The organism is Mycolicibacterium parafortuitum (assembly GCF_010725485.1).
GTDB lineage: Bacteria > Actinomycetota > Actinomycetes > Mycobacteriales > Mycobacteriaceae > Mycobacterium.
Map to the genome: position 1 here is coordinate 3,207,332 of NZ_AP022598.1, position 19,657 is coordinate 3,226,988.

The 19,657-nt window shown below is 66.6% G+C and carries 20 protein-coding genes; 9 read left to right on the top strand and 11 right to left on the bottom strand.

Features of this window, described 5'->3' with window-relative positions; translation table 11 throughout:
• Nucleotide 1 precedes the first annotated feature (1 nt).
• From NTM_RS15475 to NTM_RS15485, 3 genes are read right to left on the bottom strand one after another with little or no spacing between them, the layout of a single operon-like run.
• Nucleotides 2-331: a hypothetical protein gene (locus NTM_RS15475; protein WP_163766774.1), complete on the bottom strand. Its 330-nt coding sequence runs from the start codon at nt 329-331 to the stop codon at nt 2-4.
• On the bottom strand, nt 324-1,655 hold the full coding sequence (locus NTM_RS15480; RefSeq protein ID WP_163766775.1) for an aromatic ring-hydroxylating oxygenase subunit alpha: 1,332 nt from the start codon (nt 1,653-1,655) through the stop codon (nt 324-326). Before NTM_RS15480 ends, NTM_RS15475 begins: the two co-directional genes overlap by 8 nt.
• A 5-nt stretch (nt 1,656-1,660) precedes the next feature.
• Complete coding sequence (locus tag NTM_RS15485) at nt 1,661-2,203, bottom strand: carboxymuconolactone decarboxylase family protein (RefSeq protein WP_104866009.1); 543 nt, start codon at nt 2,201-2,203, stop codon at nt 1,661-1,663.
• Between the two features lie 259 nt (nt 2,204-2,462).
• Here NTM_RS15485 and NTM_RS15490 point away from each other — a divergent pair, with 259 nt between their 5' ends.
• From NTM_RS15490 to NTM_RS15525, 8 genes are all read left to right on the top strand, one after another.
• Complete coding sequence (locus NTM_RS15490) at nt 2,463-3,758, top strand: amidohydrolase family protein (RefSeq protein WP_163769502.1); 1,296 nt, start codon at nt 2,463-2,465, stop codon at nt 3,756-3,758.
• Between the two features lie 106 nt (nt 3,759-3,864).
• The gene (locus tag NTM_RS15495; RefSeq protein WP_163769503.1) at nt 3,865-5,043 is read left to right on the top strand and encodes an acyl-CoA dehydrogenase family protein; all 1,179 of its coding nucleotides are present in this window, start codon (nt 3,865-3,867) and stop codon (nt 5,041-5,043) included.
• A 28-nt stretch (nt 5,044-5,071) separates the two neighbouring features.
• Nucleotides 5,072-6,307 carry a CaiB/BaiF CoA transferase family protein gene (locus NTM_RS15500; protein ID WP_163766776.1) on the top strand — a complete coding sequence of 412 codons (1,236 nt, stop codon included), beginning with the start codon at nt 5,072-5,074 and terminating at the stop codon, nt 6,305-6,307.
• Nucleotides 6,300-7,100 (top strand): enoyl-CoA hydratase/isomerase family protein, encoded by an 801-nt coding sequence (locus NTM_RS15505; RefSeq protein ID WP_104863553.1) that lies wholly within the window; start codon nt 6,300-6,302, stop codon nt 7,098-7,100. Before NTM_RS15500 ends, NTM_RS15505 begins: the two co-directional genes overlap by 8 nt.
• Entirely contained in the window at nt 7,100-8,248 is a 1,149-nt protein-coding gene (locus NTM_RS15510; RefSeq protein ID WP_163766777.1) for a thiolase family protein, read from the top strand. Before NTM_RS15505 ends, NTM_RS15510 begins: the two co-directional genes overlap by 1 nt.
• Before the next feature lie 14 nt (nt 8,249-8,262).
• Complete coding sequence (locus NTM_RS15515; protein WP_163766778.1) at nt 8,263-9,411, top strand: acyl-CoA dehydrogenase family protein; 1,149 nt, start codon at nt 8,263-8,265, stop codon at nt 9,409-9,411.
• A gap of 146 nt (nt 9,412-9,557) precedes the next feature.
• The gene (locus NTM_RS15520) at nt 9,558-10,199 is read left to right on the top strand and encodes a TetR/AcrR family transcriptional regulator (RefSeq protein ID WP_163766779.1); all 642 of its coding nucleotides are present in this window, start codon (nt 9,558-9,560) and stop codon (nt 10,197-10,199) included.
• On the top strand, nt 10,196-10,699 hold the full coding sequence (locus tag NTM_RS15525) for a hypothetical protein (RefSeq protein ID WP_104863549.1): 504 nt from the start codon (nt 10,196-10,198) through the stop codon (nt 10,697-10,699). Before NTM_RS15520 ends, NTM_RS15525 begins: the two co-directional genes overlap by 4 nt.
• Before the next feature lie 3 nt (nt 10,700-10,702).
• Here the strand turns inward: NTM_RS15525 and NTM_RS15530 are convergent, their stop codons facing one another.
• The 4 genes from NTM_RS15530 to NTM_RS15545 are packed head-to-tail and all read right to left on the bottom strand — an operon-like array spanning nt 10,703 to nt 14,670.
• On the bottom strand, nt 10,703-11,668 hold the full coding sequence (locus tag NTM_RS15530; protein WP_163766780.1) for an NADPH:quinone oxidoreductase family protein: 966 nt from the start codon (nt 11,666-11,668) through the stop codon (nt 10,703-10,705).
• A 7-nt stretch (nt 11,669-11,675) separates the two neighbouring features.
• Nucleotides 11,676-12,668, bottom strand: coding sequence for a phosphotransferase family protein (locus tag NTM_RS15535; protein ID WP_104863592.1), 993 nt, complete (start codon nt 12,666-12,668; stop codon nt 11,676-11,678).
• A 32-nt stretch (nt 12,669-12,700) separates the two neighbouring features.
• Nucleotides 12,701-13,999 carry an acyl-CoA dehydrogenase family protein gene (locus tag NTM_RS15540; RefSeq protein WP_163766781.1) on the bottom strand — a complete coding sequence of 433 codons (1,299 nt, stop codon included), beginning with the start codon at nt 13,997-13,999 and terminating at the stop codon, nt 12,701-12,703.
• A gap of 20 nt (nt 14,000-14,019) precedes the next feature.
• The gene (locus tag NTM_RS15545; protein WP_104863546.1) at nt 14,020-14,670 is read right to left on the bottom strand and encodes a TetR/AcrR family transcriptional regulator; all 651 of its coding nucleotides are present in this window, start codon (nt 14,668-14,670) and stop codon (nt 14,020-14,022) included.
• An 88-nt stretch (nt 14,671-14,758) separates the two neighbouring features.
• Here NTM_RS15545 and NTM_RS15550 point away from each other — a divergent pair, with 88 nt between their 5' ends.
• Nucleotides 14,759-14,944: a hypothetical protein gene (locus NTM_RS15550; RefSeq protein WP_163766782.1), complete on the top strand. Its 186-nt coding sequence runs from the start codon at nt 14,759-14,761 to the stop codon at nt 14,942-14,944.
• 24 nt (nt 14,945-14,968) lie between these two features.
• On the opposite strand, the gene NTM_RS15555 is transcribed toward NTM_RS15550, so the two are convergent.
• From NTM_RS15555 to NTM_RS15570, 4 genes are read right to left on the bottom strand one after another with little or no spacing between them, the layout of a single operon-like run.
• The gene (locus NTM_RS15555) at nt 14,969-15,922 is read right to left on the bottom strand and encodes a TIGR03564 family F420-dependent LLM class oxidoreductase (protein WP_163766783.1); all 954 of its coding nucleotides are present in this window, start codon (nt 15,920-15,922) and stop codon (nt 14,969-14,971) included.
• Nucleotides 15,923-15,960: 38 nt separating this feature from the next.
• Complete coding sequence (locus tag NTM_RS15560) at nt 15,961-17,679, bottom strand: nitric oxide reductase activation protein NorD (protein ID WP_163766784.1); 1,719 nt, start codon at nt 17,677-17,679, stop codon at nt 15,961-15,963.
• Nucleotides 17,676-18,491 carry a CbbQ/NirQ/NorQ/GpvN family protein gene (locus tag NTM_RS15565; RefSeq protein ID WP_104863542.1) on the bottom strand — a complete coding sequence of 272 codons (816 nt, stop codon included), beginning with the start codon at nt 18,489-18,491 and terminating at the stop codon, nt 17,676-17,678. Before NTM_RS15565 ends, NTM_RS15560 begins: the two co-directional genes overlap by 4 nt.
• Nucleotides 18,492-19,655 carry a spirocyclase AveC family protein gene (locus NTM_RS15570; RefSeq protein ID WP_083143905.1) on the bottom strand — a complete coding sequence of 388 codons (1,164 nt, stop codon included), beginning with the start codon at nt 19,653-19,655 and terminating at the stop codon, nt 18,492-18,494.
• Nucleotides 19,656-19,657 lie beyond the last annotated feature (2 nt).

The window sequence follows — 19,657 nt, forward strand, 5'->3', positions numbered from 1 at the left end:
GTCAGACCACCGGCTCCTTGATGAGCTTGATGTAGGCCGCGCCGCTGTCGAGCACCCGCGGCTGCTTCCACACCTCGACCGGGAAGCTCACCATCACGATCGACTGGCCGAGATGCACCAGCGCCTTGGCGTCATCGGGCATGCTCTTGAGCGGAAAACGGGCATCGACGTAGACCATGATGTCCTCGAGTCGCGCCATGCCGGCGTCGTATAACTCCTGCATCTCCTCCATGGAGGAGTTCAACCGCTTCTGGTAGCGCTCCTCCTCGGTGGGCAGGCACCAATCGGCGAACCGCTCCAGGTCGGCGAATTCCTCTGGCAACTTAGACATTTGCGGATTCCTTCTGCGGCGTGACGGACGAGCCGTTGTTTCCGTTCTTGGCGGCCTGCTCTTCTTTGTACCGGTCGACGTACTTGTGCGCCGTGTGATGCAGATGGCGCAGCAGAATTTCTTGGTCGCACAACGGGAAGTCGAGAACGGCGCGGGTACCGATCTGCGTCTGTGTGGCCTCCAGCGTGTTCGCATCCTGGAACGCATACTCCTTGAACGTCACCGCAGCCAGTTCCTGGGAGAGTCGTTCGCGCAGGTTCTTCGGCGGCACGAAGTACAGGTCGGCCTCGAAGATGTGGGTGTCCACACCCGTGGGCCAGTAGTTGTAGGTCAGGTACCAGCCCGGCACCCAGAAAAGCAGGGTGAAGTTCGGGAAGAACTCGAACGAGTCCTGGCCCCAGGTCTTGTGGCGGCCGGGATTGATGGCCGGCGGCAACTCGTCGGGCAGGATGCCCTTGATCGCGGGCCGGTCCCACGGACCGAACAGGCCGCTGTGCAGGATGCGCTCGATGGGTTTGACCATGTTCAGGTCCTTCGGCGGGCTCATGCCGCCCCAGGACGAGATCATCGAGTGGTCACCCTTGATGTCGTAGTGCAGCGCCTCGAAGCCGAACTTGGCCAGCTTCTCGGCCTCCTCCTTCTCCGCCTGCTTCATATGCAGGATCGGTGCGTGGTAGAACTCGACGAACGCGTCGATGAACAGCTTCCAGTTCGATTTGATCTCGGCGCGGTAGCTGTAGTGCTCGGTCATCTCGTGGAACGGGTAACCCTTGAGCCCCTGTCCGAACTCTCCCAGGTACTCCTCGAGGGGCACCGCGTTGTCGTCGAAGTTGACGAAGATGAAGCCTTCCCAGACCTCGCAGCGCACCGGCTTGAGCGGGTAGTCGGCCTTGTCGAGGTCGAAGAACTCCTGCTCCTGCTGGACGAACTTCAGATCGCCCTTGAGGTCGTAACGCCAGGCGTGGTACTTGCAGACGAACTGGCGGCACGTGCCGGAGGTTTCCTCGCCGGGGTAGTCGTTCCACACCAGCTTGTTGCCGCGGTGGCGGCACAGGTTGTAGAACGCGCGGATCTGCTCCCCGTCGTTGACGATGATGATCGAGGTGCCCGGACCGACCGACGGCAGCTCACGGGTGATGTAACTGCCCTTCTTGGGGATCAGCTCGGTGCGGCCCATCTGGAGCCAGGTCTTGCGGAAGATGGCTTGCTGCTCCAGCTTCCAATGCTCCGGGTCGATCGAGTCTTCGTAGTTGACCGGGGCTGTACCGAGTTCGGGCCAGTTCTCGGTCCAGCTGCCGACGTCGGGCTTCTTGAAGAATGCCACGGTCTTTACCTCTCTGTTTCCATGTTGGCGTCGGGTTGTACGCCAAAGGTGTTGATGGCCATGGCCAGTGCGCCATAGCAACCGATCGTGAAGACGAGGTCCATCAGCTGGCGCTCATCCAGGTGCGCGGACAGGGCCGTCCATGTCGCGTCGGAGACGACCGCGTCCTTCTGTAGTTCGTCGACCGCGGTGAGCACCGCACGGTCGAGGTCGTCGACGGCCTCACCGCGCGTGATGCCGTCGATGACGTCGTCGGTCAGGCCCGCTGCGCGGCCCATGCCGATGTGGTGGCGCCACTCGTACTCGCAGTTGCTCACATGTGCGATACGAAGCACGGCGAGTTCACGCAACCGCTCGGGCAGCGTGGAACCGTAGAGCAGGTGAAAGTTGAACCGTAGGAACGACCGGGTGAGCTTCGGGTGCCGCACCAGCGTCGCGACCAGGTTTCCCGCCACGTCCGGATTGCGCATCTCGGCCGGCATCAGCCCGGACAGGGCCTTGTCGACGGCCTCGTCCCACTCGTCAGCCGGCAGGGGTGCCACTCGCACCGACGGGCTCCTCTCGTTCATGAGAATCAGGTTCTCATATTTCGACAGTAGATTTCCACTTTTGCCCGTCGACGTCAACGGCCGGCTGCCAAATCGCCGGTCAGGCGGCTATCCGTCAAGCCGGCATCGGTGCCGCAGCCAGCGCGGATGTCAGTGCCAAACGTTGATTCTCACTCTTGGAGAAGATAGTTTCCTTGGTAGGAGAACAAAAGGCCCGGATCGCATGTCCCGCAGCGCAGCGGGACGGAAGGAGTGCCGCATGAACAAAGAGGACATGATCCTGATCAGCGTTGATGATCACATCGTCGAACCGCCTGACATGTTCAAGAATCATCTGCCGAAGAAGTACCTCGACGAGGCGCCTCGGCTGGTGCACAACCCGGACGGATCGGACACGTGGCAGTTCCGCGACGTGGTCATCCCCAACGTCGCACTCAACGCCGTCGCCGGGCGCCCGAAAGAGGAGTACGGGTTAGAGCCGCAGGGGTTGGATGAGATCCGGCCGGGGTGTTGGCAGGTTGATGAGCGCGTGAAGGACATGAACGCCGGCGGCATTTTGGGGTCGATGTGTTTTCCGTCGTTTCCGGGCTTTGCGGGCCGGTTGTTCGCGACCGAGGATCAGGAGTTCTCGCTGGCGTTGGTGCAGGCCTATAACGACTGGCATGTCGAGGAGTGGTGCGGGGCGTATCCGGCGCGGTTCATTCCGATGACGTTGCCGGTGATCTGGGATCCGGTGGCGTGTGCGGCCGAGATCCGCCGCAACGCCGCACGCGGGGTGCATTCGTTGACGTTCACCGAGAATCCGGCGGCGATGGGGTATCCGAGTTTCCATGATTTCGAGCATTGGAAGCCGATGTGGGAGGCGCTCGTCGATACCGAGACGGTGCTCAATGTGCATATCGGGTCGTCGGGGCGGTTGGCGATCACCGCCCCGGATGCGCCGATGGATGTGATGATCACGTTGCAGCCGATGAACATCGTGCAGGCGGCGGCGGATTTGTTGTGGTCGCGCCCGATCAAGGAGTATCCGTCGCTCAAGATCGCGCTCTCTGAGGGGGGTACGGGCTGGATTCCGTATTTCTTGGAGCGGGTGGATCGCACCTATGAGATGCATTCGACGTGGACGGGTCAGGATTTCGGGGGCAAGTTGCCCAGTGAGGTGTTCCGGGAGCATTTCCTGACGTGTTTCATCGCTGATCCGGTGGGGGTCACGACGCGGCATCAGATCGGGGTGGACAACATCTGCTGGGAGGCCGACTACCCGCACAGTGATTCGATGTGGCCCGGCGCCCCCGAGCAGCTCGACGAGGTCCTCACGGCCAACAACGTGCCCGATGACGAGATCGACAAGATGACCTACCAGAACGCGATGCGCTGGTATCACTGGGACCCGTTCAGCCACATCCCTAAAGACCAGGCCACCGTCGGCGCCCTACGCAAAGCCGCCGAAGGCCACGACGTATCCATCAAAGCCCTGTCGAACAAGGAGAAGACGGGCGCGACGTTCGCCGACTTCGCGGCCAGCGCCAAGAAGGTCTCCGGCAACAGCGACTAAAGCCTTTTCCGCCGAAATTGCGTTCCGGCAGTCGAATCCCGAGTGGGGCTCTGCCGGAACGCAGCTTCGGCGGACTTTCGATCAAGGAGTGACGGCTATGCCGGGCATGAGTTTCGAGCTGACCGAGGATCAGGAGCTGATCCGTAAGTCGGTCGCGGAGTTGTGCAGCAGGTTCGATGACCACTACTGGATGGAGAAGGACCAGAACCACGAGTTCCCGCAGGAGTTCTACGACGCGATCTCCAAGGGCGGCTGGCTGGGTATGACCATCCCCGAGGAGTACGGCGGCCACGGACTCGGGATCACCGAGGCGACGCTGCTGCTGGAGGAGGTGTCCCGCTCGGGCGCGGCGATGAACGGTGCCAGCGCGATCCATCTGTCCATCTTCGGCATGCAACCGGTGGTCAAGCACGGCTCCGACGAGCTCAAGGCCGCGACTCTGCCCCGGATCGTCAACGGCGATCTGCATGTCTGCTTCGGTGTCACCGAACCCGGTGCGGGCCTGGACACTTCGCGCATCACGACCTTCGCCAAGCGAGAGGGCGACCACTACCGCGTGAACGGTCGCAAGGTGTGGATCTCCAAGGCGCTGGAATCCGAGAAGGTCCTGCTGCTGACCCGCACCGAGTCGCTCGAGTCCATCGAGGCGCGCGGCGGCAAGAAGACCGACGGCATGACGCTGTTCCTGACCGACCTGGACCGCGACCACGTCGACATCCGGCCGATCCGGAAGATGGGGCGCAACGCGGTCAGCTCCAACGAGCTGTTCATCGACGACCTCATGGTGCCCGCCGAGCACCGCGTCGGAGACGAGGGCAAGGGGTTCAAGTACATCCTCGACGGGCTCAACCCCGAGCGGATGCTGATTGCCGCCGAGGCTCTCGGTATCGGTCGCGTCGCGCTGGAGAAGGCCGTCAAGTACGGCAACGAACGGCATGTGTTCAACCGCCCTATCGGCATGAACCAGGGGCTGCAGTTCCCGCTCGCCGATTCGCTGGCCCGCCTCGACGCCGCCGAACTGGTGCTGCGCAAGGCCACCTGGCTCTACGACAACGGCAAACCGTGCGGGCGTGAGGCGAACACCGCGAAGTACCTCTGCGCCGATGCCGGTTTCGGCGCCGCCGACCGCGCGCTGCAGCTGCACGGCGGAATGGGCTACTCCGAGGAGTACCACGTGTCGCGGTACTTCCGGGAGTCCCGCCTGATGAAAATCGCGCCGGTCAGCCAGGAGATGATCCTGAACTTCCTCGGCGAGCACGTCCTCGGTCTGCCCAGGAGCTACTGATGACGCGGCGGCATGGTTATCTGATCAGGTGACAGGACCAACACCCGGCGCCGCGCCACTGGCCGGCGTCACCGTCGTCGCGATGGAGCAGGCGGTGGCAGCCCCGATGTGCACCAGGGTGCTCGCCGACTTCGGTGCCCGCATCATCAAGGTGGAGAACCCGAACGGCGGTGATTTCGCCCGAGACTACGACGACGTCGTCAACGGGCCGGGCGGCCTGGCGGCCCACTTCGTGTGGTGTAACCGAGGAAAGGAATCGGTCACTCTGAACACGAAATCTCCTGCCGGACTGGAGATCCTGCATCGTCTGCTGGACCGGGCGGATGCGTTCGTGTCCAACCTGGCCCCCGGTGCCACCGCGCGGCTCGGGATCTCTTCTGCCGACCTCGCCGTGCGGCACCCGCAGGTGATCCCGGTCGAGATCGACGGCTACGGCCCCGGTGGGCCGATCTCGCACAAGCGGGCGTACGACCTTCTGGTGCAGGCGGAATCCGGTTCCTGCGCGGTCACCGGCTACCCGGGGATGCCCGCCAAACCCGGACCGGCGATGGCCGACTTCAGCACCGGGCTGTACGCGGCGATCTCGATCCTGGCGCTGCTGTACGGCCGGGCTCGCCAACCCGCACCCGGTCCCGCTCCGCACGTCGAACTGAGCCTGTTCGACGTGATGACCGACGTGATGGGATATGCGCTGACCTACACCCAGCATTCCGGGATCGACCAGGAACCGCTCGGCGTCGGCTCGCCGGCCGTCGCGCCCTACGGGGCGTTCCCGACCCGCGACGGTCAGACCGTCGTCCTCGGCACCACCAACGACCGGGAATGGCAGCGGGTCGCGCGTGAGATCATCGACCGCCCCGACCTCGCCGACGACCCGCGCTTCGCGACCAACTCCGACCGCTGCCAGCACCGCGAAATCCTCGATGAGGCCATCGGGAACTGGTGTGCCCAGCGTGATCTCGTCGAGATCCAGGAGATCGCCGACACCGCCGGCATCGGCAACTCGCGCTACAACAAACCCAGTGAGGTCGTCGTGCACCCGCATCTGGCGGCCCGCGACCGGTGGCGCACCGTGGCCACCCCGAAGGGTGACATCACGGCACTGCGGCCCCCGCCGGTGATCAGCGACTTCGAACAACCCATGTCAGCGATCCCGGGGCTCGGTGAGCACACCGACACCGTGCTCACCGAACTCGGGATCACCACCGAGGAACTGGCGCGGTTGCGTGCCGACGGTGCGATCGGACCGGCCTACCGTGGCTGAGCCGCTGCTGTCGTCCGACCGCGACGGGATCCGCACACTGACGCTGAACCGGCCGGAGCGGCGTAATGCCCTCGACGCGCAACTGTGGGTCGAGCTTGCCGACGCACTGCGCGATCTCAAACGCGACAGGGATGTCCGGGCGCTGGTATTGACTGGAGCCGGTGGGGCGTTCTGCTCGGGCGCCGACATCGGCACCGGCGAGCAGATCCACCCCCGCTACAAACTCGACCGTCTCACCGACGTCGCGCTGGCACTGCACGAGCTCGCGGTGCCGACGGTCGCGAAGGTCACCGGCATCGCGGTCGGCGCCGGATGGAACCTTGCGCTGGGTTGCGATCTGGTGGTCGCGACGCCGGAATCGCGGTTCTGCCAGATCTTCTCGAAGCGGGGGCTGTCCGTCGACCTCGGCGGATCCTGGCTGCTGCCCAAGATCGTGGGTCTGCAGCAGGCCAAGCGACTGGTGTTGCTCGCGGATATGATCGGCGCCGACGAGGCGCACGCGCTCGGCCTGGTGACCTGGGTGAAACCCGCCGATGAGATCGACACGTTCGTCGACGGACTGGCCGACCGACTGGCGGCGGGTCCACCGTTCGCGCTGGCGCAGAGCAAGGCGCTGCTCAACGACGGCGCCAGTTCGACGCTGCGGGAAGCGCTGGCCAACGAAGCGCGCGCGCAGCCCGGCAACTTCGCCACGGCGGATTCCGGCGAGGCCTATGCCGCGTTCGCCGCTAAGCGCGATCCTGAGTTCAACGGGGCGTGGGCCCTGTACGACCGAGGCGAGGAGCAGAGGTAATGCGGGAGACGGTGATCGTCGGCGCGGTGCGCACACCGGTCGGCAAGCGCAACGGCGGGCTGTCCGAGCAGCACGCGGCCGACCTGTCGGCGGTGGTGCTCAACGAACTCGTCGAGCGCGCCGCGGTCGACCCGGACATCATCGACGACGTGGTGTGGGGCTGCGTCTCCCAGGTCGGCGACCAGTCCAGCAACATCGGGCGCTACGCCGTGCTCGCCGCGGGCTGGCCCGAACACATCCCGGGCACCACGGTGAACCGGGCGTGTGGTTCCAGCCAGCAGGCTCTCGACTTCGCGGTGCACGCCGTGATGTCAGGGCAGCAGGACATGGTCGTCGCCGGGGGAGTGGAGGTGATGAGCCGGGTGCCGCTGGGCTCCGCACGCGCCACCGGAATGCCGTACGGTCCGAAAGTGCTTGCCCGCTATGACGATTTCTCGTTCAACCAGGGCATCTCCGCGGAGATGATCTCGCAGAAGTGGGGCTTCTCCCGGACCCGCCTCGACGAGTACTCCGCGCAGTCGCATGAGCGTGCCGCCGCCGCGCAGGACGCCGGCGCGTTCAAGGACCAGATCGTGCCGGTGTTCACCGAGAGCGGAAGCGTTGTCACCGACGACGAGGGCATCCGGCGGGGAACGACGGTGGAGAAGCTGGCGGGACTGAAGCCGGCGTTCACCGAGGACGGTGTGATCCACGCGGGCAATTCGTCGCAGATCTCCGACGGTGCCGCCGCACTGCTGGTGACCACCGCCGAGAACGCGGTGAATCTCGGGCTGACCCCGCTGGTGCGCTACCGAGCAGGCGCGGTGACCGGCGCGGATCCGAAACTCATGCTGACCGGCCCGATCCCGGCCACCGAGAAGGTGTTGCACAACGCCGGCGTGACGCTCGACGAGGTCGGCGTCTACGAGGTCAACGAGGCGTTCGCGCCGGTGCCGCTGGCCTGGCTGGCCGACACCGGCGCCGACGAGGCCAAACTCAACCCGCTCGGCGGGGCGATCGCGCTCGGCCATCCGTTGGGCGCGTCCGGCGCCGTGCTGATGACCCGGATGATCCATCACATGCGCGACAACGGGATCCGCTACGGACTGCAGACCATGTGCGAGGGCGGCGGCACCGCCAACGCGACACTCGTCGAACTCGTCAAGTAGCTGGAGGGCGCTGCGTGCGTAGAGATCTGTTCACCGAGGACCACGAGGCGTTCCGCGAGCTCGCCCGCGACTTCGTCGACAAGGAGGTCGTGCCGCACTATCCGGAGTGGGAGAAGGGCGGCCGGATGCCCCGTGAGGTCTTCGAGCGGATGGGTGACCTCGGGATCCTCGGTATCGCTATCCCGGAGGAGTACGGCGGCGGAGGCCAACCGGACTATCGCTACAACGTGGTGCTGCAGGAGGAGGCCGCCCGCGCGCTGGTCACGTTGTCGACCGTGCGCACTCAGCTCGAAGTGATCCTGCCGTACTTCCTGCACTACGCGAACCCCGAGCAGCGGCAACGCTGGTTCCCGGGGTTGGCGTCCGGCAAGCTGCTCACCGCGATCGCGATGACCGAGCCAGGTACCGGCTCCGACCTCGCGGGGATGCGGACCACCGCGGTGCGTGACGGTGACGACTTCATCGTCAACGGCGCCAAGACCTTCATCACCGGCGGCATGCAGGCCGACCTGGTCATCGTGGTCGCGCGGACGTCCACCGATCCGGACAACCGGCGCAAAGGCCTGACCCTGCTCGTTGTCGAGGACGGCATGGCGGGGTTCACCCGCGGCCGTGAACTGGAGAAGATGGGCTGCAAGGTGCAGGACACCGCGGAGCTGTCGTTCGTCGACGTCCGCGTGCCCGCGGCCAACGTGCTCGGCGAGGTGGATGAGGCGTTCGGCTATCTGGGCCACAACCTCGCCCAGGAGCGGCTCACCGTCGCGGTGGGATCGGTGGCGCAGGCGCGCTCGGCGATCGGTGCCGCGATCGAATACACGCAGAGCCGCAAGGCATTCGGCACCCCGGTGGCGTCGTTTCAAAACACGAAGTTCGAGCTGGCGGCGTGCTCGACGGAGGTCGAGGCGGCCCAGGCGATGCTGGACCGGGCCATCTCACTGCACGTCGAGGGCGAGCTCTCGGGCGCCGACGCGGCCAGGACCAAACTGTTCTGCACCGAGATGCAGCAGCGCGTGGTGGACCGTTGTCTGCAGTTGTTCGGCGGCTACGGCTACATGATGGAGTATCCGATCGCCCGGCTGTACACGGATGCGCGGGTGGCCCGGATCTATGCCGGCACCAGTGAGGTGATGAAGGTGATGATCGCCAAGTCGCTTGGCCTGTAACGGAGATTTGGCCTGACAAATGCGCTGACCTGCTCCTGGCCCGCACTGTGACTGCTGTCTAAACCCGATTTCGGTGAGACCCTTGTCACACGCGCCAAACCTACCTACTGTGTGTTCACTAGGTTGGTTAAGCCCCGAGGAGACGAGTGTCAGCCCCCGATCCCGCCGGGCCTGATCTGGAGACCCCCAGAAGGCCGTATGCGGCGCTGTTCGCCAAAGGTGAGGACCGCAGACAGCGGATTCTCGCGGTGGCCGAACGGCTGCTGGCGCGCAACGGGTGGCGCAACACCTCTCTGGCGCAGATCGCCAGGGAGGCCGGCGTCACCCCGGCCGGGCTGTTGCACCACTTCGAGTCCAAGGAGCAACTCCTCAACGCCGTGCTCGATGCGCGCGACCTCGACGACGACGAGCACGCCGACCGATCCGGGGATCTGATCACCGAGTTGAGCAGGGTGCCCAAGCGATTCGAGCGCGCCCCCGAACTGGTCGGCACCTTCATGGTGCTGCTCGCCGAAAACCTGTCACCCGACGCGCCGTTGCACGACCGGCTGCACAAGCGCTACCGCGCGGCCGCCGAGATCATCAGGGACCTGATCGCGCGCGGCCAGGAACAAGGGCAGTACCGCACGGACTTCGACGCGGCCACCAAGGCCACGGAGATTCTCGCCTTCATCAACGGAATGGAGATCCAATGGTTGCTCGATCCTTCAATCCCGCTGACCGAGGTTTACCAGGGGTACGCGGAGTCGCTGGCCCGCGATCTGGCTCCGCGGAGCAGCCGGACATGAGGTACCGGCTCGACGTCGTCTCGCCGACCGTGCTCGATGCGGTCCAGTACGCGGGCGGCTGGATCTACGACCGCGTGATGGCCGGGTGGGATGTCTGCGTTCTGGTCGACCGGCACGAGGATGTGCGCCCGCTGGAGATCCTCGGTGCGCAAACCCTGGAGCTCGAGTCGGTGCTGGAGTCCTGGGAGCAGCGGCCGCATCCGCAGACCGTGGCCGTGGCGGCCGATCTGTTCGGCCGTGACGACCGTGTCCGCCGCGGCGTGCTCGGCGCGCTGGAGCAGGGTGCCACCGAGGTCACGTTGTGGGGTGGCTCGGTGCCGTCGGAGCTGAACAGCAGCGTCGAATCGGTCGAGCACCGGCTCAGCGCCGCGGCCCGCGCGTTCAAGGCGCAGGCGCTCAAGGCGGCCGTGGACGCCTCGGCGGATACGATCGAACGCACCGAGACGTTCTGTAGCGGGACCATGGTCTCGGTCGCCGCGGACCTGGTGCCCGCCAGCTGACCGTCAGCTCAGGTCGATGACGACCTTGCCGACCGCGCGGCCGTCACCGACGTGACGCAGCGCCGCTGCGGTGTCGTCGAGGGGGTACATCGCGCCGATGTGCGGGGCGGCGCGACCGGCAACCAGCAGCTCCCGTAGTTCGGCCTCGTTGCGGGTGAACTCATCGGCCGGGATGTCCTGGAACTGGAACCCCAGCACGTGAATCCCCTTGATCAGCACCAGGTTCAGCGGGATCTTTGGGATGGTCCCAGATGCGAAACCGACCGTGACGAACCGCCCGCCCCGGCGCAGCGAGCGCAATGCCGGCTCGCTGAGATCGCCCCCGACGGGATCGAGCACGACGTCGGCGCCGCCAGGGACACAACCCCGCAGCGCCCCGCGCAGGTCACCGACACGGTGATCGACGAGGTTCTGCGCGCCGTGCTCTGCTGCCGCAGCCAGCTTTTCGGCAGACGATGCCACCGCGGTGACGCGCGCGCCCAGCGCGGTGCCGAGTTGCACCGCGGCAAGCCCGACACCTCCACCCGCACCGAGGACCACGAGTTCGTCACCTTCTGAAAGCCTCGCCACCGAACGCAGCGAGTGGTAGGCCGTGCGGTGGGCGACCCCGAATGCCGCCGCCGTGCGTACGTCGATCCCGTCCGGGAGGTGGGCCAGCATCGTCGCGTCGACGGCGACGCGCTGCGCGAACGCGCCGACCATCCCCGTTCCGGTGACCCGGTCACCGACCGCGAAATCGGTTACGCCGGAACCGGTGTCGGTGACGACGCCGGCGAACTCGCTGCCCGGCACGAACGGCACCGGCACGCTGACCTGATAGGAGTCCGCCACCAGCAGCACATCCGGATAGTTGACCGCCGCCGCGGCCACCGCCACGACGACCTGCCCTGATCCGGCCACCGGGTCCGGCACCTCCTCGACCCGCACGACCTCGGGCGGGCCGTACTGCGGGCACACCGCGGCACGCACCGGCGACTCAGCCCCGGTAATCCGTGGACTCGGCCAGATCAGCCGCCGAGGCCATCAGGCTGGTGATCACCGGGCCGTACGCCAACAGCTTCTCGTCGTCGCCCGCGCGCTGAAAACCCTGCTCCAGCACGATGGCCAACTTCCATTTCGCCAGCACCAGGTAGTAGTCGAGGTCGTCGACCTGCCGCCCGGACACCTGCGCGTAGTGCGCCACAACGTCGTCGCGCGACGGCATCCCGCGCATGTCGACGTATCCCATCTCCGACGGCGCAGGGTTGGCGGTGTCCTCCGGCCAGGACTGCACCATCCAGCCCAGGTCCAGCTTCGGATCGCCGACCGTGCCCATCTCCCAATCCACGATCGCGGCCATCCGGGCGGGCGCCCCGTGGTGATACATCACATTGGCGAACTGGTAGTCGCCGTGCATCAACCCCGGGAAGAAGTCGAGCGGTTTGTGGGCCCGCAACCACGCCGTCGCGGTGTCGAGGCCGGGCAGGTCACGCTTCTTGATGCGCTCGAGGAAGCCGATCCAGCGGTCCACCTGGCGCTCGTGGAAGCCGTCCGGACGGCCCAGGTCGTGCAACCCCCTGGCGCGCCAGTCCACCTTTGACAGCAGCGCGATGCCTTCGGCCAGTTGGTAACTCAGCTCCGGACGGGTGGACGCATCGCTGTGGAACGGTTCCGGCCAGACCCCGTGGGTGTCCATCGGGGACCAGCCGTCGACGAAGCCCATCAGGTAGAACGGGCGGCCCAGCACCGACGGGTCGTCGCACACCCCGACCGCCGCGGTGTGGGGCACATCGGTGCCGTCGAGCGCCTCGATGATGCGCCACTCCCGCAGGATGCCCTTGTCGCGGTCCGGCGGCGCGCCGGGCGGCGGCATCCGCAGGACGCACCGGTGTTCTCCGCGCACCACCTCGAAGATGATGTTCTGGGTACCACCGGACAGGAAGCGGGTGGTCAGCGGCTCGCCTTTGCCGGGAAGGCCGGTGCCGTCCATCCAGTCGGCGAGCCGGGTGGTGTCGATCTCGCTCACAGGTTGCCCACCTCGTGTTCGAGGAAGTCGGCGTATTTGGTCAGTGCCGCTTCGCGTTTGGCCGGGATCCACTCCGACGGCCAGGTGCCTTCGGCCGGTCGGTAGTCACGCAGTACCTGCTTGGCGACGGTGGTCTTGTGCACCTCGGTGGGCCCGTCGGCCAGGCCCATCACCGCCGCCCCGGTCACCATCCCGAGGAACGGCACCTCGTTGGTCACCCCGAGCGCGCCGTGCACCTGCATTGCCCGCCAGGCGATGTCGTGCAGCACGGTCGGCATCACGACTTTGACCGCGGCGATGTCTTTGCGGACCAACTTGTAGTCGTTGTACTTGTCGATCTCCCACGCGGTGTAGAGCACCATCAGCCTGAACTGCAACAGTTGGGCGTAGGAGTCGGCGATGTAACCCTGCACGAACTGCTTGTCCGAGAGCCTGCTGCCCTGCGTCTCGCGGCTCAGCGCGCGCTCACACATCATGTCGAGGGCCTTGCGGGACAGGCCGATCGTGCGCATCGCGTGGTGGATGCGGCCGCCGCCGAGGCGGGTCTGCGCGATCACGAATGCCTGCCCCTCGCCCCCGAGCAGCGCTTCGGCGGGCACCCGCACGTTGTCGTAGTGGATCAGTGCGTGCGAGCCCTGATCGGAGTGCTCGCCGTACAGGCCGATGTTGCGCTCGATCTTCACCCCGGGGGTGTCGGTCGGTACCAGGAACATCGACATGCCCTGGTAGGCGCTGACGTCCGGGTTGGTCACCACCATCACGATCAGGAACGACGCGGTCGCGGCGTTGGAGGAGAAGAACTTCCAGCCGTTTATCACCCAGTCGTCGCCGTCGCGCACCGCGCGGGTGGTGAACATCGTCGGATCCGCGCCGGCGTGCGGTTCGGTCATCGAGTAGCAAGAGAACAGCTCTCCATCGAGCAGAGGGCGCAGGTATTTCTGCTTCTGCTCCTCGGTGCCGTAGTGCGCGATGATCTCGGCGTTTCCGGTATCGGGTGCCTGGCAGCCGAAGATGATGGGCGCCCACTGCGAGCGGCCGAGGATCTCGTTGAGCAGGGCCAGCTTCAACTGGCCATACCCCTGCCCGCCGAGGTCGGCGCCGAGATGGGTCGCCCACAGCCCGCGGCGGCGCACCTCCTCCTTGAGCGGATCGATGGCCTGGCGCCGCTTGCCCTCCAGAGGGACGAACTGTTGATGAGGAAAAGCCAGATCGAGCGGTTCGATCTCCTCTCGGACGAACTCGTCGGCCCAGTCGAGCACCTTCTGGTACTCGGGGTCGGTTTCGAAATCCCACATAGCGGCCTCCTTGCCGGCGATCAGGGTGTGTGGAGGTATCCGTTGACGAGCGCGCGGATGTCGGAGGTGACGACCTCCGCGAACGACCGTGTGCCGAATGCGCCCGCGGCCCAGTGCCGGGCGCCCTCGCTGACCATCGTCTGGGCGAGGTACGCGGCGTGCGTGACGTCGACGTGCGCGGGCAGTTTGCCGTCGGCCTTGGCGCGGGTGAACAACTCGGTGAACATATCGGCCTCGGTGTCCGGGGGGCTGCCGTCGGCGAGGATCCGGTGTTCGTGTCGGTATCCCTCGAGGATGGTCTCGATGATGAGCTCACGGGGGTTGCGCGCCATCGACTGCTCGAAGGCCGTCAACGCCGCAGCGACCACGGAGTCGATCTCGTACGGCTTCTTCAGCAGCGCATGGATGCGTCGTTGCGCCGCCTGGGTGGACAGCACGCCGACTTCGAACAGCACATCCTCTTTGCGGGGAAAGTAGAAATAGAACAGGGCTTTCGACACGCCGGCGGCAGTGCAGATATCGGCAACGGTGGTGGTCGCGTAGCCCTTGGTCCGCCACAGCGCCATCGCGGCCTGGACGAGCAGGCGTTTGGTCTCGCGGGACCGGGCGCGCTGGAAGGATGCCCGCCGCTGACCCCGGTCTGGAGTCGTCGCGTCGGCGGTGCTGGGCATATCGGCACGCTAACAGAGAGATTCGCCGAAGAGAATAGTTGACCGATGTCTAACTACCGAACCGCGGACCGTTCGGCACAATGGGAGGATGGGTGCGCTGAGAATCGCCGCGCTGGCATTCGCCGTCCTGGCGCTCGTCGCGGGTGGGTTGCAGCTGGCCGCGTACTTTTCGGGCGCGTTCGCCCGGCACCTGATTCTCGGGGTGTTCGCCTGTGCCGTCGGCGTGTCGGTGGGGGCTGCCACCGTCGCGTCGATGTGGCGGTCGCGCCGCTGAACGGATCCCGCGTCAGAACCCGCGTTAGAACTCGGAGGCGACGGAGGCGAGGAAGTCTGCGGTGCGCAGCCGGGACCGGCGCCGCTGTTCATCATCCTCGCCCAGCGGGATGACGCGCGCGGCCAGGTCGGTGACACCGGCGTCGCGGTAGGACCGCAGACGCGCGAGCACGGCGGATTCGTCGCCGGCAGCCATCGTGTCGCCGACGTCCTCGGCGTCGCCGTGTTCGAGCAACGCGACATAGCTCGGGGAGAAGTGGGCATGGCCGAGTACCTCACTGGCGTAGCCGCGCGCCGCGTCGACGTCGCGCGGGTGACACAGCGCCACCGGCACGCCCGCCACGATGCGCGGCTGCGGACGGCCTGCGCTGTGTGCGGCGCTCGCCAGTCGCGGTGCGATGTGCTCTGCGATCGCGCGTTCGTCGGCCATCCACAACACGGTGCCGTCGGCGCGCTCGCCGGCGAGGCGCAGCATCGCCGGTCCCAGTGCGGCGAGCAGGACCGCGGGTGCGTCGTCGGCGACATCCACCGGGCTGTGCACCTGGAAGCGGTCGTTGTCGACGTCGACCTGGCCGGGTCCGGCGAAGGCCGCGTCGAGCACGTCGAGGTAGTCGCGGAGCAGTTGGATCGGGCGCTGGTAGTCGAGACCCAACTGGCCGTTGATGATCCACTCGTGAGAAAGCCCGAGGCCGAGCGTGAAACGGCCGCTGCACGCGGTGTTGGTGGTCAGCGCCTGCTGCGCGAGGATCAGAGGATGGCGTGTCTGGACAGGGACCACCGCCGTGCCGATCTCGATGGTGGAGGTGGACGCTCCGAGCAGCGCCATCGCCGTCATCGCGTCCAGGTAGCCCGGTACCTGCGGGAACCAGAACGAGGAGAATCCCGACGTCTCGGCCGCTCCTCCGTCGGCGACGACTCCGGAGAGCCGCTCGGCGCGCGATCGTTCCTTGTCCGAGCCGACCATCAGGCCGATACGCATGGTGCTCCTTCGTCAGGCCCCGGCCCGCGCGATATCAACTACTTGCGATCGATGCGAGCATATGCCGGTGGCGTTCTCGGAGCGGCCAATTCACGCAACGCGCCCAGGAACAGTTCGTCCATCCGGATGCTCAGGTCGCAGAGGGAGGCACCGGCGGCATAGCTGGCCGAACCGAAGACCCGCTCGAGTGCGTCCGCGTCGGTGGCGGCGCCGATCGACAGGCACAGGCACCCCACCCCGTCGGCGCGCAGTTCCTCCAGCGCTTTCCGTGCATCGGCCTCGGCGTAGCGGCCTTCGTAACCGTCGTCGTAGGGATGTCCGTCGGAGAGCACGAGCAGCAACCGGTTCGGGGTGCCCGCCTGAGCCTTCAAGATCTCGCCTGCACCACGCACCGCCGCACCGAGGCGGGTGTAGTTCGCCGGCCGGAGTTGGGTCAGCCGGGCCCGGCTGATCGCGCCGAAACGTTGCTCGAAGGCCTTGATCGCCGGCAGATGCACGGCGCCGCGGCCCTTGGATCGGAACGCGTACACCGCGACCCGGTCCCCGAGATCCTCCAGCGTGGCCGCGATGGTCGCCGCGGCGCGCCGCTGATGTTCGTGTACCGCCAGGCCCTGCGGGTCGGCGTCGGTGGCCGACCCGGACGCGTCGAGCAGAATCAGGACACCCAGGTTGCGGGCGACCTTGCGGTGTTCGGTGTACACCTGCTCCGGCGGCGAGAATCCCGACCTCAGGTCGATGGTCAGGTCGACCAGCGCCTCGATGTCGAGATCGTCACCGTCGGCCCTGCGCCGCAACACCTTCGGGCCGAGACCCACCCGGGAGAGCCGGTGCCGGAGCACGTTGTCGGGCGCGACCGCCGCGGCCGACACATCGGCCGCGGCGGTGAACGGATAGTCGATAACCCGGCACCACTCGGGGCGGTACCGCTGCGAGAACACGTCCCACTCCGGGTACAGCGCCCCGCCGACGCCGACGGCGGCACCGGGGTTGGCGTCGTCGGTGAACTGGATCCGGGTGGGCAACGGGCGTGCGCCGGGCCCGGCCGCTCGGCCGTGCCGGGCGGCCTCGACGTGAAGTTCGGCGCCGCCCGGGCTGTTCGCCGACGCTCCCGGGGAGCTCCCGAGCAGTTTGCGGAGGAAGTCGCCCACGGCCTGCGAGTTGAACAGCGGGTTGTCGAAGAGCTTGAGGATCTTGCTCTCCTCCGGCGGGCCGTCCCCGTCGTCTGGGTCGTCGTCTTCTGCTGCAGCGGAGTCGATCTCGAAGCTCAGATCGTGCTCCGATGCCTTTGAGCCTGCGGAGGCGGGAGGCGGCGCGACGCGAGCGGGTTTGAGTACCCCGAACCACGACGGGGCCTCCGCCACCCGGGTGCGGCTGCGAGCCAGCTCGAGGGACTCGGCAGCCGACGTGGTTTCCGGTGCGCCCCACGTGGATAACGCGGCGGCGAGCGGAAGCCGGGTCGCTACGTCGGCGAGCACCCGGCGACCCTCGATCGCCAGGTAGCGCCGCGACCACGAGGCCCGGGCCCGCAGCGGGCGGATCGTCAAGGGATCGAGACTGCCCGCGCCCAGCAGTGCGCTCTGCACCAGGACCTCGCGGCGCCGCTCGTCGTGCGCGGCGCCGTGTGAGACATAGACGACGCGGCCGTCGGTGTAGGCGGGCTCCCCTGCGGGGGCCTCGGCGATGTCGACCGCGTATCCGGCGAGATGACCGGCAAGCAGCAGGAGATGTTGTGGCGCAGCGGGTTCTGAGGTGGTCACGGCCGGGGGAGGAGCGCGTCGACCAGTTCGCCGAGGGCGCGGATGATGTCGTGGTCGTCGGTGAGGGCCTCGACGACGGCGGACTGCACCGCTCGGCGCAGGCTCAACCCCTCGGCGACGAGCCCGCCGGCCAGGATGAGCATCCGGGTGGACGACGCCTCCCGCAGCGGTGACCCGTCGATGTTGCGGATCGCATCTCCGATCGTGACGAGGGTGCGGGCGGTGTCGACGTCCACCCCGGCTTCGTGGGCGACGATTTCGGTCTCCACCGCCGGCGGCGGGAAGCCGAGCTCGATGGCGATGAATCGCTGACGGGTGGATTCCTTGATGCTCTTGAGCACACTCTGATAACCGGGGTTGTACGAGATGACCAGCTGAAAACCGTGCGCGGCCTTCAGGGTGGCGCCGAGCCGGTCGATCGGCAGTTCGCGGCGGTGATCGGCGAGCGGGTGGATCACCACGGTGGTGTCCTGGCGCGCCTCGACGATTTCGTCGAGGTAACAGATGCCGCCGGTGCGCACGGCCCGCGTCAACGGACCGTCCACCCACACCGTCTCGCCGCCCTTGAGTAGGAACCTGCCGACCAGGTCGGCCGACGTCATATCCTCGTGACCGGCGACGGTGATCAGCTCTCGGCCCAGTTCGTGGGCCATCGCCTCGACGAATCTGGTCTTACCGCAACCGGTCGGACCCTTCAGCAGCACCGGCGACCCCCGCCGCGCCGCCGCGCGGAACACCTCTGCCTCGTCGCCCACCGGGCGGTAGAACGGGACCGGCGCCGAGCTCTCGATCATGGTGACGCCGTTTGTCATTCACTCGCTCCGCTCGTGCGGGATGACCGCGGGCATCTCGACGCCCTCAGGCAGCACGAAGTTGCCGTGGACATCGACGTACCCGGAGTGTCTGGTCGGGATCGGCAGATCGGGATGGGGACACGGCCGGTCGGTGCCGTCACCGCAGAGACCGGAGGTGAAGTAGGACCGCTTTTGCACGTCCTCGGGCCACGGATCGGCATGCGTCGACATGAACTGCGCCGGGACGATGTAGAAGGTGAAGAACGACGCGCTGATCGCGGCGAAGATCGCCAGGAACCGAACGAACTGCTGTTTGGCGAACCCGCCGCGGACGTTGTCGAGTCCCTTCTCTACGACGGTGCGGCCGCGGTCGTCGGTGAAGAACCTCAGGCAGCACAGCGCGGCCTGCACACCGCCCCACATCAGGCCCTCATAGATCGGCCACTGGTAGTAGGTGCCCGCGTTGATCGACAGCGCCTGGATGGCACCGGGGAAGGTGTACATCCCCAGCGGCATCAGGATCAGGCCCTCCATCACGAAGTCGAAGACGAACCCCCACGCGAAGGCGACACCGATGAGACCCTTGGTGCCGAGGTTCGGGAACCGCTGCTGGGCCTTGCGCATGATCCAGCAGCCCAGGATCGTACACAGCAGCACGCCGTAGGCGTAGCCGGAGACGTTGATACCCAACGGTTCTGCCACCTGGGCGCCGGGCTTCTCGGGTGACATCCAGCCCGGGACGTGCGGTGCCCACGAACCCATGTTGAACGCCCAGGCGTTATACGTGCACCACGTGTTGATGTAGTTGAGCAGCGGGTCCTGGAAGAAGAACAGCCCGGTCGAGACCATGATCATGCCGTCGAGGGTGATCCGGCGCTCGCGCCGCCAAGGCCGGATGATGAACCACCAGATCGCGACCGGGAACAGCGCCGGCGAGCCGATCTGCCACATCATCAGCGCGACCTTCATGAACGTCGGCGGGTCCGTCGGCCCCGGATCGACGCGCGTGAAGTACGGGCCGGTGATCCACCGGATCCACACGTAGATCTGGAAGACCAGGATGATCCCGCCCGCGGTGGCCCAGATCTTGACCCGTCGCGAAGACGGGGGCGACGGGGCATCGAGGCGTCCGACGGAACTCAGCGGCTCCGTCGCCGACTTCCTGTTCGACAGTTCGCTCACTG

Bases quoted from the DNA above. Each gene is read 5' to 3' on its own strand.
- NTM_RS15510 (WP_163766777.1), top strand. From the start codon at position 7,100: ATGCGGGAGACGGTGATCGTCGGCGCGGTGCGCACACCGGTCGGCAAG.
- NTM_RS15540 (WP_163766781.1), bottom strand. From the start codon at position 13,999: ATGTGGGATTTCGAAACCGACCCCGAGTACCAGAAGGTGCTCGACTGG.
- NTM_RS15555 (WP_163766783.1), bottom strand. From the start codon at position 15,922: ATGCGTATCGGCCTGATGGTCGGCTCGGACAAGGAACGATCGCGCGCC.
- NTM_RS15525 (WP_104863549.1), top strand. From the start codon at position 10,196: ATGAGGTACCGGCTCGACGTCGTCTCGCCGACCGTGCTCGATGCGGTC.
- NTM_RS15490 (WP_163769502.1), top strand. From the start codon at position 2,463: ATGAACAAAGAGGACATGATCCTGATCAGCGTTGATGATCACATCGTC.
- NTM_RS15495 (WP_163769503.1), top strand. From the start codon at position 3,865: ATGAGTTTCGAGCTGACCGAGGATCAGGAGCTGATCCGTAAGTCGGTC.
- NTM_RS15535 (WP_104863592.1), bottom strand. From the start codon at position 12,668: ATGGACGGCACCGGCCTTCCCGGCAAAGGCGAGCCGCTGACCACCCGC.
- NTM_RS15475 (WP_163766774.1), bottom strand. From the start codon at position 331: ATGTCTAAGTTGCCAGAGGAATTCGCCGACCTGGAGCGGTTCGCCGAT.
- NTM_RS15550 (WP_163766782.1), top strand. From the start codon at position 14,759: ATGGGTGCGCTGAGAATCGCCGCGCTGGCATTCGCCGTCCTGGCGCTC.
- NTM_RS15565 (WP_104863542.1), bottom strand. From the start codon at position 18,491: ATGACAAACGGCGTCACCATGATCGAGAGCTCGGCGCCGGTCCCGTTC.
- NTM_RS15545 (WP_104863546.1), bottom strand. From the start codon at position 14,670: ATGCCCAGCACCGCCGACGCGACGACTCCAGACCGGGGTCAGCGGCGG.